Origin of the sequence: Clostridium sp. AF37-5 (genome assembly GCF_003477605.1) — a bacterium.
Classification (GTDB): domain Bacteria; phylum Bacillota; class Clostridia; order Lachnospirales; family Lachnospiraceae; genus Eubacterium_F.
This window is the reverse complement of sequence record NZ_QUDR01000007.1, coordinates 68,745-81,891: the sequence shown is the minus strand read 5'-3', so window position 1 is coordinate 81,891 and position 13,147 is coordinate 68,745. Positions and strand designations below refer to the sequence as shown.

The following is a 13,147-nucleotide window of genomic DNA, read 5'->3' as shown; positions in this document are numbered from 1 at the left end:
AACGAAAGTGCCCTCGGGACATAAAGCTGTTTTATTCAATTACGGAAACTGAAAAATTCCAACAAACCCTTTCTGCATCAAAGTTGATTTTTTCCTCCAAAATGAGTATACTTACGTTATAAACATGAGAAACCATATCTCAAACCAAGGAGGATGCCAAATGAAAATCAAGAGAATTGCACACCGCGGTTTCAGTTCGGAGGCGCCGGAAAACACGCAGGCGTCATTTGCAATGGCGGTAGAAGGGGATTTTTATGGCGTGGAATGTGATATCTGGAAATCAAAAGATGGCGTTTACGTTGTCAGCCACGATGGACATTTGCGCAGGATGTGCGGAATTGATCGCTGGATTCCCAAGATGACTTTTGAGGAAATAATCAGCTATCCGGTGACAGCGGGGAAAAAGAGAGAGGAGCATCCCTTACAGCATTTGATTTCTTTTTCACAGTATTTGTCCATTATGGCGAGGAGCGAAACGATTCACCCAATTGTGGAACTGAAGATGGATTATACAACTGTAGAATTAAGAGAAATCGTTGATTTGGTAAAACAAAAGGGACTTCTTGAACGAACTGTTTTTATCAGTATGCACCTTTTGGCACTGTTGCGTTTGAAAGATATCGGAATTCCGGCATCAAAGCTTCAGTACGTTTATGGGGCGGTTGGCGGCAATAAGTGGACGAAAGTTTCGGATGAGCTGATTGCATGGCTTACCGAAAATGAGATTTCACTCGATTCACGTTACACGCTTGTTTCCAAAGAAGATGTGGAAAAACTTCACAAGGCGGGGCTTACCGTCAATGTCTGGACGGTGAACAAAGAGGAAGAAATGAAGCGTCTCTTGGATGAAGTTGGTGTGGATATGGTAACGACAGAATACTATTTTGAATGATTGGAGGGTGATTATGAGTTTATTAAAACAGTTGAAATGGAATTTGATTTTGCTCGCAGTAATTTTTATTGCACTTGGTATTGTCTTGATTCTCTGGCCGGGGGCAACGATGAAAACGATTTGCTATCTGCTGGCGGCGATGCTTTTGACATTAGGAGTGGTTTCCCTTATTAATTATCTTCGAAAAGATATCAGTGGAATTATTTACCGCTATGATCTTGTCGTGGGGTTGTGTGCAATCCTTGGTGGAATTCTCGTGATTGTGAAAGTGGACAAACTGACGGATTTGATTCCGGCGGTGCTTGGTTTTCTGGTAACGATGAGCGGTATTATGAAAATGCAGAATTCGGTCGATATGCTTCGCCTCGGACATGGTACGTGGCACGTGGCGTTTGCGATGGCAATTGTAAATATTGTTGCCGGAATTGTGCTTTTGATGAATCCGTTTGAGGCAGCGCAGATTTTGATTATGTGTCTCGGAATTGCACTGGTCTACAGCGGTATCACGGACTTGTATGTGACGATTTCGATATCTAGACGGTTGAGCCGGTTAAAGACGGAAATCGTTGTGGCGGAGGACGATTCGGAAGAATAAAGAAATGAAAAATGGAGGGAATTATGGCGCAGTATCATTCATTATCGAAGGAATTGCAGGAGCGGATTTTAGAGGACAGGGAGAAACATAAGATAAATCCGTATGCATTTCCGGATGAGAAAATTGTGAGACGACGCATGGACCACGATAAGGCGAATTTGTGGCGTCCGGCATTTGTGCGGGATGTGGAGAAAATTATGCATGTGCCGTATTACAACCGTTATTCGGATAAGACGCAGGTATTTTCTTTTTACCAGAATGATGACATTTCAAGGCGTGCCCTGCATGTTCAGCTCGTGTCACGAATCGCAAGAAATATCGGCAGTGTGTTAGGCCTCAATGAAAGTTTGATTGAAGCCATTTCTCTTGGACATGATATCGGTCATACGCCGTTTGGCCATGCCGGCGAGCGGATTCTGAGCAGTCTGTATCAGGAGCATACCGGTCGTTATTTTAATCATAATGTACATAGCGTCCGCGTGCTGGACGATATGGTGAACTGGAATATCAGTTTGCAGACCTTAGACGGAATTCTTTGTCACAATGGTGAGTTAGAACTAAAAGAGTATCGTCCATGCAACATGTCTACATTTGTAGAATACGACAAAAAGGTGGAAGCGTGCTATGTCGATGAGAATGCAATCGGCGAGTTGATTCCGTGCACGTTAGAGGGCTGTGTGATGCGTATCTGCGATATTATTGCCTATCTTGGCAAAGACAGACAGGACGCAATGCGCCTGAATTTATTAAAAGAATCACCATTTACCGCCGGGGCGATTGGCACCAGCAACGGTGAAATTATCAATAATTTCAGTGTCAATATCATCGAAAACAGTTATGGCAAAGATTATTTGAAAATGGATGAAGAATATTTTGACGCTTTGCGGCAGGCGAAAAAAGAAAACTATGAAATGATTTATAACAATAAGTCGCTTAACGATTTATATGAAAATGAAATCCGCCCAATGTTTGGTGAATTGTATGAGGAACTTTTGCGTCAGGCAGAAAGCGGAGACAAATCTTCTGTTTTTTACCGCCATCACATGGCATACATGGAGAAAAATAATTTTTATATCAAATCCCATGTCAGAAAGCCGTATGCCGAGCAGGAGAAAAATCAGCTTGTCGTCGATTATCTTGCCAGCATGACAGATGATTATTTTATTGCACTTTACCATTATTTGTTCCCGAAAGGAAAGCACGATGTCAAATTTGTCGGGTATTTTGATTTGTAGGAGTTTTCATTGACCCCATAGGATGTTTCGTGATAAAATGTGTTAGATACTAGGGTAAAAAGTACAAAAGGCGTTCGTGCCCGCACGAAAAGGCTTTTACACAATATTATTAGAATCAAATGAAGAAGGAGGAAACTAATTTTGAATAAGGAATTAGTCATCGTATTGGACTTTGGCGGTCAGTATAACCAGTTAGTTGCGCGCAGAGTCCGTGAATGCAATGTATATTGTGAAATTTATTCGTATAAAACGGATTTAGCAAAAATAAAGGAAATGAATCCAAAGGGCATTATTTTGACCGGCGGACCAAACAGCTGCTATGAGGATGGTGCTCCTTCTTATGATAAAGCATTATTTGAAATGGGTATTCCGGTACTCGGCCTTTGCTACGGTGCTCAGTTGATGATGCACGTGCTTGGTGGAACGGTGGAGAAAGCACCGGTTCGTGAGTACGGAAAAACCGACGTTCATGTAAATACCAATTCAGCATTGTTTACGGATGTCAGCGAAGACACCGTATGCTGGATGAGTCATTTTGATTATATTTCCAAGGTGGCACCGGGATTTGATATCTGTGCACATACGGCAGATTGTCCGGTGGCAGCCGCTGAAAATCCATCGGAGAAACTGTACGCCATTCAGTTCCATCCGGAAGTGCTTCACACCAAAGAGGGAACGAAAATGCTTTCCAACTTTGTTTACAATGTATGTCATTGTTCCGGTGACTGGCGCATGGATTCGTTTGTTGAGCATCAGATTAAGGCAATCCGTGAGAAAGTCGGCAATGGCCGCGTGCTCTGCGCTCTTTCCGGTGGTGTTGACAGCTCGGTTGCAGCCGTGCTTCTTTCCAGAGCCATTGGCGACCAGCTCACCTGCGTCTTTGTAGACCAGGGACTTCTCCGTAAAAATGAAGGCGATGAGGTAGAAGCGGTATTCGGTCCGGACGGCGACTATGATTTGAATTTCATCCGCGTCAATGCGCAGGAGCGTTTTTATGAAAAATTAGCCGGTGTCGAAGAACCGGAGAAAAAGAGAAAAATTATCGGCGAAGAATTTATTCGCGTTTTCGAACAGGAAGCAAAAAAAGTAGGCGCTGTTGATTTCCTCGTACAGGGAACCATTTACCCGGATGTTGTAGAAAGCGGCTTAGGCGGTGAATCCGCTGTCATCAAGAGCCACCACAACGTCGGAGGCCTCCCAGATTACGTTGATTTCAAAGAAATTATCGAGCCTCTCCGTGACCTTTTCAAAGATGAGGTCCGCAAAGTCGGTCTCGAACTCGGCATTCCGGAATACCTTGTATTCCGTCAGCCATTCCCAGGTCCTGGACTTGGAATTCGTATCATCGGCGAGGTAACCGCCGAAAAAGTCCGCATCGTGCAGGATGCAGACGCGATTTACCGTGAAGAAATTGCAAAAGCCGGTCTCGACCGCGACATCAACCAGTATTTTGCCGCCCTCACAAACATGCGCAGCGTCGGCGTTATGGGCGATGAGAGAACGTACGATTATGCCGTTGCACTTCGTGCTGTGAAGACCATTGATTTCATGACCGCAGAAAGCGCAGATATTCCGTTTGAGGTGCTGCAGACTGTAATGACGAGAATCATAAATGAGGTTAAGGGAGTCAACCGGGTATTCTATGATTTGACGAGTAAGCCGCCTGGAACGATTGAGTTTGAATAAATCGAGTTGCTTAAAAAAGCCAGTGTTTATGCGGGTTTCAGCGATTTCGATTAGTCTTTTGATAACAAATTGATAACAGTCATAGCAAGTGCCATTATTCTTGTTATCCAGTGGTTTATGGGTAACGGAACAATTAACAGGTGGCTTGCAGACTAAAGTTCGGAGCTTGGCTCTGAACAAATTCCATATTATAAACTAAGCCCTTAGCTGTGGTTAATAACCATAGTTAAGGGCTTTTTTGTCGTTGCCAAAGCATCTGTAGGGAGCTGCCAGTGGCAGGTCCTGTAGGTGCTTATTTATCTTTCAAGTGGTCTTTGAATGCTTCCACGAGAGCGTCACTTAATTCCTGTGATGGAACTTTTGCCCAACGCTGTGTGGTGTCGAACTCTGGATAATGGTAACGCCAGTTATCGTATTCTTCTCTGTTGATTTCTTCGGAAGATAGCTTGTCTGCCTGTTCTTTCCAAGCATACAGCATTTTGAGGAGTTCATATGCTTCTCTGCCTTTGTCCTTGTTGACCTTTAAGCATACCTCTCCGTCTGCTTCACTGACAGTAAGACCGTAAATATCTTCAAGGGTAAACAGAGTGTGCATAAGACCGATATAGCTGTCTATGTCAGGAACATCAAGAGCCTGTGGAGAAACATCAAGCACCTGTGCCAATGCATTTGTAAGGTCTGCTTTCGGTTTGCGTGTACCAGTTTCGTACTGTGCCAAACGCACATCAGCACTCTTTTCTGGAAAACCGATTGCTGTACCGAGATACTTTTGTGTCATACCACGCATTAGTCTGAAAAAATGTATTCTTTCGCTGATAGCCATAATGATACGCTCCTTTTATATTTAGTGAAATAAGTATAGCAGAAATGTTTAGTGGAAGTCAAGAAAAACCGAAACAAAAATGTTTAATATTTTCTTTGCAACCACTTGACAATAGCAAATATGTTTAGTAAAATAAATTACGAATTAAACAAATATGCTTAATGCGACAACTGAATGACCGTCCGAAAAGCCAAACCGCCAAGACCTCGTCGGAGCAAGTTCCGTATCGTTCGCTTGTGTGCAAGCACAAAAGCTCATTCGCTGCACTGCTCCTCCTCTTCCCCAAAAGTCTCCGACTTTTCGGGAACCCCTATACGAGCGAGCGCCTGATGTACTGCGGTGCATTGGGACAGCACAGCGCCTGCCGACAAGCAGGAGTGCCTGTTGGAACTTTAACACGGAGAAAGCGGCAAGCAAAAAATTATTTTAAGAAAGGAAGAAAAAGGATATGGAAAACAGATTTATCCGAGCCGAAGATGTGGCTCAGGAACTAAACGTATCAAAACCTTATGCATATAAACTCATCAGACAATTAAATGAGGAATTGAAAGCAAAGGGCTTTATTACGATTGCAGGGCGTGTAAATCGCCAGTATTTTTACGAAAGGCTCTACGGAGCAGGAAAGGGGGAAATGTAAATGCCGGTATTTAAGAATGAAGATAACGGTACTTGGTATGTGATGGCAAGGTATGTGAACTGGAAAGGGGAACGCAAGCAGAAATGCAAGCGTGGCTTTGCTACCAAACGAGAAGCACAGGAATGGGAAAGAATGTTCAAATTGCAGACTTCTTCAGACCTTGATATGAGTTTTGAAGCCTTTACGGAGCTTTATATCAATGATGTGAAGAACCGTTTGAAGGAAAACACGTGGCTTACCAAAGAGCATATCATACGCACAAAGATACTTCCGTATTTCGGGAAACTGAAAATCAGCGAGATTTCCACAAAGGAGATTATTACTTGGCAGAATGAAATGCTTGCCTATCGTGATGAGAAGAAAAAGCCTTATTCACAGACGTATCTGAAAACGCTGCACAATCAGTTGTCCGCCATTTTCAATCACGCTGTCCGCTACTATGAACTGCGTTCCAATCCTGCGGCAAAGGTGGGAAATATGGGACGTGAGGAACACAAGGAAATGCTGTTCTGGACAAAGGAAGAATACAAGAAATTCTCTTTTGAGATGATGGACAAGCCTGTTTCCTTTTATGCGTTTGAAATGCTTTACTGGTGCGGTATCCGAGAGGGCGAGCTGTTAGCTTTGACTCCGGCAGATTTCAACTTTGATAAGGAAACAGTCACAATCAATAAATCCTATCAGCGTTTGAAAGGGCAGGATGTGATTACTTCTCCGAAAACGAAAAAGAGCAACCGCACGATTAAAATGCCGAAGTTTCTGTGTGAGGAAATGAAAGAATATCTCGGTATGCTTTACGGATTGAAGAAGAAAGACCGTATCTTTACGGTGACGAAAAGCTATCTTCATCACGAGATGGACAGAGGGGCAAAGGCGGCAGGCGTGAAGCGTATCCGCATTCACGATCTCCGTCACAGCCACATTTCACTCTTGATTGATATGGGCTTTTCTGCGGTGGCGATTGCTGACCGAGTTGGTCACGAAAGTATTGATATTACTTATCAGTACGCACACCTCTTTCCGTCAAAGCAGATTGAGATGGCAGAAAAATTAGATGATTTAGGGAAAGGAGATTTTGAAAATGTCAGCTAAGAACAGAGATAACAAAAATCGTTGGAGGAATATCACAGTAGGGTTTCGAGTATCGCCCGAAGAAAACGAACTCATTAACAGAGCTGTAGCTCTATCAGGATTGCCAAAACAGGAGTATTGTTACCGCCGTTGCTTAAATCAGGATGTGGTGGTACAGGGCAATCCGAGAGTGTATAAGGCGTTGAAAACGGAATTTGCCACAGTCCTTGCGGAACTGAAAAGGATTGAAGCAGGAAAAGGTGTGGATGATGAACTGCTGAGTGTAATAGAACTGATTTCCATTATTCTCGGCGGTTTGAAAGGAGAGGATGCGAATGGAGAATAAAAAAGAAATGACTATTCCAAATGTATCTGCGGCAACAGATGCGGAACAGTCACTTTCCAAATGTACTGACAATAGTATAGTCAATCAGGATACGGATTTCAAGGGGTACGAGCAATCTTTTGAAGAAATGCAAAGGGAAATACTCAGACAGTTAGACCCTTCCTATCTGAAAACAGTATCAATGACAACGCTGTATGATACGGTGTTTGAGGTTCAGACACCACTTATCGACGGTCTGCTCCAAAGGGGAACTTACCTTTTCGTAGGTTCCCCGAAAGTGGGAAAGAGCTTTATGATGGCACAGCTTGCCTATCATATCAGCACAGGCACACCGCTTTGGGAGTATAAGGTGCGTAAGGCAACGGTGCTTTATTTTGCCCTTGAAGATGATTACCCACGTTTGCAGAAGCGATTGTTTCAGATGTTCGGTGCAAAGGAGACAGGCAATCTGTATTTCGCAACGGAATGTAAAACGGTCAATGGCGGACTGGAAGAACAGATAAGAGGGTTTATGAGGGAACACCCAGACACAGGCTTGATTATCATAGACACCTTAAAGCGTGTGCGTGAAGCAGGCGGAGCAGATTACAGCTACGCAAGTGATTATGATGTTGTGGCAAGGCTGAAAGCGTTGGCAGACAGTTACAAGGTTTCAATGCTTATTGTTCATCATACACGCAAACAAAAATCGGAAGATATATTCGATATGATTTCAGGCACGAATGGTCTGATGGGTGCGGCAGACGGTGCATTTGTTCTCAGTAAGGACAAGCGTACTTCCAACAATGCCACACTTGATGTTGCTGGCAGAGACCAGCAGGATATGAAAATCCATCTTGTAAGGGACAGCGAGCGATTGGTGTGGAACTTTGCAAAATCGGAAACGGAGATGTGGAAAGAACCGCCCGAACCTCTGCTTGAGAAGATAGCGGATACGCTCTTTTCGGAAAGTGACAGATGGGAAGGAACTGCTTCGGAACTTTGCGAAAGGCTTGCGGTGGATATAAAGCCGAATGTACTTTCTTTAAGGCTCAGTATCAACGCAAGCAGGCTGTTTCGTGATTACGGTATCCGTTATCAGAACAGCCGCACACACGACGGAAGAAAGGTTTCACTTTGGAAAGAAACCGAGCAGACGGCGTGACAAACGGTGTCAAAGGTGTCAATGTTTTTGAGAGCAGCACGCTGTGAAAAACATTGTCACCATCGTCACACTTTGACACCGGATAAAGTTTAGGGGAGTGTGCAGAGAGTGCCTTTTCAAAGGCGGCTCTTTGGTCTCGCCTGCTGGCTCGGTCGGTTCGCAGGCGTGTGTGCCACCGGCACACGCTCACCCCTCGGAGAGCCTTCGGAGAACGCAAAACCTGTTTACAGGTCGCATTTTTGATGGGTGTACCCGTCAAAAGTGCTTTTGCGTTACTTTTGACAAAAGTAACAAAACCTGAGAATGTTGAAATTTACAGATGGGAGATGAAAAAATGCAGAGAACGATAAGTGCAATGGTCGGTAAAGGCTCGGTCAATCACAATAGCCGAAAGTTCCGAGCAGAAAATGTAGACGGAACTCGTACTCATCTCAATATCGACTACTGCAATGAAAATATAAAGACAGTTTATCACGAATTGTTTGATGAAGCATTGGAAAGATACAATGCCAAGCAGATAAGGTCAGACCGAAAGATAAAAGATTATTATGAAAAAATCCGAAGTTCCAAGCAGGAAAAACCGTTCCACGAAATCATTTTACAGGTGGGCGGTAAGGGAAATATGAACGCCGATACGGAAAACGGAGAACTGGCAAAGCAGATTTTAGATGAATACTATCAGGGTTTTCAGGAGCGAAATCCACAGCTTCGGGTGTTCTCGGCTCATCTGCATATGGATGAAGCTACACCACATCTGCACATAGATTTTGTACCTTTTACCACAGGCAGCAAGCGTGGACTTGATACAAGAGTGTCACTAAAGCAGGCTCTTGCAACGCAAGGTTTTAAGGGCGGCAGTCGTGGCGATACGGAGTGGTCGCAATGGATACAGTCCGAAAAAGAACAGCTTGCGGCGGTGATGGAACGTTATGGGATTGAGTGGGAACATTTAGGCACACACGAAAAACATCTTTCTGTTTTGGATTATAAAAAGCAGGAAAGAGAAAAAGAAGTGGCGGCATTAGGTGCGAAAATCGAGCAGAAACAGATTGAATTTGATGTGTTGTCGGAACGAGTATTGAACTATGATAAGGCAAAAGACGAGCTGTCAAATCTTGAAATAGAGCTTGATACTGCACCGAAATATCAGTTGCCAGAACCAGAGAAATTTATGACTGCAAAGGCATATAAAACCAAAATGGCAGAGCCGGTTGTAAGGAAATTGAAGCAACTTGTCAAAACGGTGCTTGCCCGCTGCTTTGAGGGGTGGGACAACTATCATAGGCTGAATACAGCGAATGCACAGTTATACCGCACCAATCAGCGTTTGGAGAAAGTCAATGAAAGATTGACCGAAGAAAACAAAATCCTAAAAGCAGAAAATAAAGATTACAGCCTGCTCCGTAAGGTTTTTGGTCGCAAACAGATAGATGATTTGTTGGAGCAGGCAAGAACAGTTAAAGGTCGCAAGCGTGATAATACACGATCACGATAGACAAAAATCACAGGAGGAAAAGGAAAATGACAAAGACAATTTTTGAAGAAATGGGCGGAACTTATAGACAGGTGGGTGATTATTTATTGCCGAACATCACAGTACCAGCCGAAGAAGAAATAGAGCCGATTGGTTTATGGGGGAAACGACATGCAAGGCATTTAAAGGAACACTATAAAGTGTTATATATGAACCTGCTGACAAGCGGAAAGCTGCATAGTTATCTTGCAGAAGTCGATAAGCAAGCAGAGGATATGTTTCTTCGACTGGTAAAGGAATATGCCGACAGACAAGATGTGACGGAACAATTAAAGAAAGATAATCCCTACGAATGGATTGGAAGAATGAATAATATTCAGGCTTGTGTGAGGGAAGTTGTAGGAACGGAGTTGATTTACACATAAGCGTTTTACGGTATGGTGCTCCTGCGTTTGCTGGAGTGCTGTGGTTGTGGTTGTAAAGAGGTTGTGAAAGATTGAATTTCGTAATGGTTGGATGTATAATTAGGAAGTGAAAATTTTAATTTGCACTTCCATAAGGTGAAATGTATTGACACAAAAAATACAGTATGATAGTATTGCCATTAGAAGAAAGAAAGGCACATTTTGTGTAAGGTGAGGAAATGATTAATAGATAATTTGATTTAAGTAAGACACATATAGTTATTGAGCCTGTAGAGAATAGGTTTGTTTTGTGTACGCTTAAGTTGGATTATCGCAAGAGGCATTTCCTTTGTTTTCCTTTTGGAAAAGAAATAAGGGGCTATTTAGCGAGTCTATTTTTGCGTATGCAAAAAAGACTCGTTTTTGTGTGTTCAAAATAATAATTGGCTCAGACTTCGAAAAGGAGAAACTTTAATGTTGCAGATAAAAAAATTAAATTTAACACATAAAAAAGACCTGAGAATAATTCTTAATGATTTCAACCTTGTGCTAAATGATGGAGATAAGGCAGTTATTATTGGAGAAGAGGGAAATGGGAAATCGACATTAATGAAGTGGATATACAATCCGTCGCTTGTAGAAAACTATATAGAAGCAGATGGGGAAAGGATAATGGGACACGAACGTCTTGGTTATCTTCCGCAGGAGATGCTCGATGAAGATAAGGAAAAAACAATATACGAATATTTTTCTGAAGAGGAAATATTCTGGGAGAAAACGCCTAAAGAATTGTCTGTTATTGCGGGAAAATTTGGAATGAAAAATGATTTTTTCTACAGTAACCAGACAATGGGTAGTCTTTCAGGAGGCGAAAAAGTCAAGACACAACTTATGAGGCTTTTCATTCGCGATGTTTCTGTGCTGTTGTTGGACGAACCTTCCAATGACATCGACATTGCGACGCTTACATTACTGGAAAAAATCATAAATGACTGGAAGCACATTGTGCTTTTTATTTCACACGATGAAACGCTGATAGAGCGTACTGCCAACATGGTGATACATATCGAGCAGATTATACGAAAAACAAAGGCGAGATATACCGTGGCAAAGCTTCCCTATAGACGCTATGTGGAAGAACGGCTTCATAAATTTGAAATCCAAAAACAGCGGGCACTGAGTGACCGTAGGGAGAAAAAGATTCGCGATGAAAAATATCAAAGAGTTATGCAGAGTGTACAAGGTGCATTAAGAAGTTGTACCAGACAAGCACCGTCTGTTGCCAAAAACTTAAAGGACAAAATGCATACGGTTAAGGCAATGGAACGAAGATTTGAAAAAGAAGATGAAAATATGACTCAGATGCCGGAACAGGAAGAAGCAATCTTTGTCAAATTAGGGGATGAAAACTCACACATTCCCGCAGGAAAAACGGTCATAGAATATGAACTTTCAAAGCTTGTGACTCCGGATGGCAAAAGAATTTTAGCAGAAGGAATTCATTTAAAAATAAAAGGTTCAGAAAAAATCTGTATGATAGGAGCCAACGGGGCAGGAAAAACGACTCTTCTAAAAAAGATAGCGGAAGAACTCCTAAATCGGAATGACATTAAAGCAGAATATATGCCTCAAACTTATGAAGACCTGCTGGATTTGGATGTTACACCGGTTGATTACCTTGATAAAACAGGAGATAAAGAAGAGCGTACAAGAATTAGAACATACCTTGGTTCACTTAAATACACACCAGATGAAATGGAGCATCCGATTCGGGAGTTATCAGGCGGACAAAAGGCGAAAGTGCTTCTCTTGAGGATGAGCTTAAGTGGTGCAAATGTTCTTATTCTGGATGAACCGACAAGAAATTTTTCACCATTGTCCGGTCCGGTAATAAGAAAAATGCTCCGAGAATTTCCGGGGGCTGTCATTAGCATTTCTCACGATAGAAAGTATATTGAAGAGGTGTGCGATAAAATATATCAGCTAAATCCTAATGGATTACAGCTAATTGGTGATTGATAACAAAAAGGATGAAAGACTGACAAATTTCAGGCTTTTAGTGAGTTGGAAAGCATACAAAGATTTGAATTTGGAGGATAGATTATGGTACGTACAGAAGATGCATGTGAAATTATAAAATATGCTTTGCAAAACGAAATTAAAGTATATTTAGATGGCGGATGGGGTGTTGATGCACTTCTTAAAAGAGAATCAAGAATACACAATGATATTGATTTGTTTGTTGAACTGAAACATTATCATGATTATATTTATGTGATTAAGCAGCATGGATTTGAGGAAGTAAATACTGATTATACAACGGATGGTCATACTGTCTGGAAAGATGATAAACAAAGAATCATTGATTTACATTGTTTTGAATTTACAGATGACGGAATTGTTTATGAGGGAGATATATTTCCATCAAAAACTTTTTCCGGTATTGGAAAAGTTGGAGATATAACTGTTTCTTGTATTGAACCATTGAGTCAGGTAATGCTTCATTTGGGATATGAACACGATAAAAATGATGTGCATGATGTGATGCTGTTGTGTGAAACATTTCAAATAGCAATACCAGATGAATATAAGGAAAAGTAAAATTTCAGTTTTGTGTTGAATCTCTAAGCAAAATAGCTTATAATTTGACATGCTACATATAGTTATTATCCACAGTTATCGAGTAGGTGTTATCAATGCCGATAACAAAATGATAACATTAGCTCGTATAGGCAGGATAATATGGATATATCAAATAATCAAAAGAACGAGAAACATTACAGAGAATAATTCCTAAACAAAAAGCGTTAGTCTTTGTAGAGTTTGAATAATTTCTAAGA

At 41.9% G+C, this 13,147-nt stretch carries 13 protein-coding genes; 12 read left to right on the top strand and 1 reads right to left on the bottom strand.

What is annotated here, in order from left to right; genetic code table 11:
• Nucleotides 1–160 precede the first annotated feature (160 nt).
• The 4 genes from DW019_RS06495 to guaA all read left to right on the top strand — a co-directional run bounded on the left by DW019_RS06495 (nt 161) and on the right by guaA (nt 4,408).
• A complete protein-coding gene (locus DW019_RS06495; RefSeq protein ID WP_182431058.1) occupies nt 161–892 on the top strand; it encodes a glycerophosphodiester phosphodiesterase family protein in 732 nt (243 codons plus the stop codon).
• Nucleotides 893–905: 13 nt separating this feature from the next.
• Nucleotides 906–1,487, top strand: coding sequence for a DUF308 domain-containing protein (locus DW019_RS06490; RefSeq protein ID WP_118442879.1), 582 nt, complete (start codon nt 906–908; stop codon nt 1,485–1,487).
• A 23-nt stretch (nt 1,488–1,510) separates the two neighbouring features.
• Nucleotides 1,511–2,722: an HD domain-containing protein gene (locus DW019_RS06485; protein ID WP_118442878.1), complete on the top strand. Its 1,212-nt coding sequence runs from the start codon at nt 1,511–1,513 to the stop codon at nt 2,720–2,722.
• Between the two features lie 141 nt (nt 2,723–2,863).
• Nucleotides 2,864–4,408, top strand: coding sequence for a glutamine-hydrolyzing GMP synthase (gene guaA, locus DW019_RS06480; protein WP_118442877.1), 1,545 nt, complete (start codon nt 2,864–2,866; stop codon nt 4,406–4,408).
• A gap of 292 nt (nt 4,409–4,700) precedes the next feature.
• Here guaA and DW019_RS06475 read toward each other — a convergent pair whose 3' ends face one another.
• Nucleotides 4,701–5,231: a helix-turn-helix transcriptional regulator gene (locus DW019_RS06475; protein ID WP_009247529.1), complete on the bottom strand. Its 531-nt coding sequence runs from the start codon at nt 5,229–5,231 to the stop codon at nt 4,701–4,703.
• A 448-nt stretch (nt 5,232–5,679) separates the two neighbouring features.
• On the opposite strand from DW019_RS06475, the gene DW019_RS06470 reads away from it, so the two are divergent.
• The 8 genes from DW019_RS06470 (at nt 5,680) to DW019_RS06435 (ending at nt 12,908) form a co-directional block, all read left to right on the top strand.
• Nucleotides 5,680–5,868, top strand: coding sequence for a transcriptional regulator (locus DW019_RS06470; RefSeq protein ID WP_009247528.1), 189 nt, complete (start codon nt 5,680–5,682; stop codon nt 5,866–5,868).
• Nucleotides 5,869–6,960 (top strand): site-specific integrase, encoded by a 1,092-nt coding sequence (locus tag DW019_RS06465; protein WP_009247527.1) that lies wholly within the window; start codon nt 5,869–5,871, stop codon nt 6,958–6,960.
• Nucleotides 6,950–7,285, top strand: coding sequence for a hypothetical protein (locus DW019_RS06460; RefSeq protein WP_009247526.1), 336 nt, complete (start codon nt 6,950–6,952; stop codon nt 7,283–7,285). The genes DW019_RS06465 and DW019_RS06460 overlap by 11 nt, the downstream gene beginning before the upstream one ends.
• A complete protein-coding gene (locus tag DW019_RS06455; protein WP_009247525.1) occupies nt 7,275–8,429 on the top strand; it encodes an AAA family ATPase in 1,155 nt (384 codons plus the stop codon). Before DW019_RS06460 ends, DW019_RS06455 begins: the two co-directional genes overlap by 11 nt.
• Nucleotides 8,430–8,763: 334 nt before the next feature.
• A complete protein-coding gene (locus DW019_RS06450) occupies nt 8,764–9,924 on the top strand; it encodes a plasmid recombination protein (protein ID WP_009247524.1) in 1,161 nt (386 codons plus the stop codon).
• A 26-nt stretch (nt 9,925–9,950) separates the two neighbouring features.
• Nucleotides 9,951–10,328, top strand: a complete 378-nt coding sequence (locus DW019_RS06445; RefSeq protein WP_009247523.1) for a TnpV protein — start codon at nt 9,951–9,953, stop codon at nt 10,326–10,328.
• A 453-nt stretch (nt 10,329–10,781) separates the two neighbouring features.
• Nucleotides 10,782–12,326: an ATP-binding cassette domain-containing protein gene (locus DW019_RS06440; RefSeq protein WP_009247522.1), complete on the top strand. Its 1,545-nt coding sequence runs from the start codon at nt 10,782–10,784 to the stop codon at nt 12,324–12,326.
• An 84-nt stretch (nt 12,327–12,410) separates the two neighbouring features.
• Nucleotides 12,411–12,908: an aminoglycoside nucleotidyltransferase gene (locus DW019_RS06435; RefSeq protein WP_009247521.1), complete on the top strand. Its 498-nt coding sequence runs from the start codon at nt 12,411–12,413 to the stop codon at nt 12,906–12,908.
• Nucleotides 12,909–13,147: the final 239 nt, after the last annotated feature.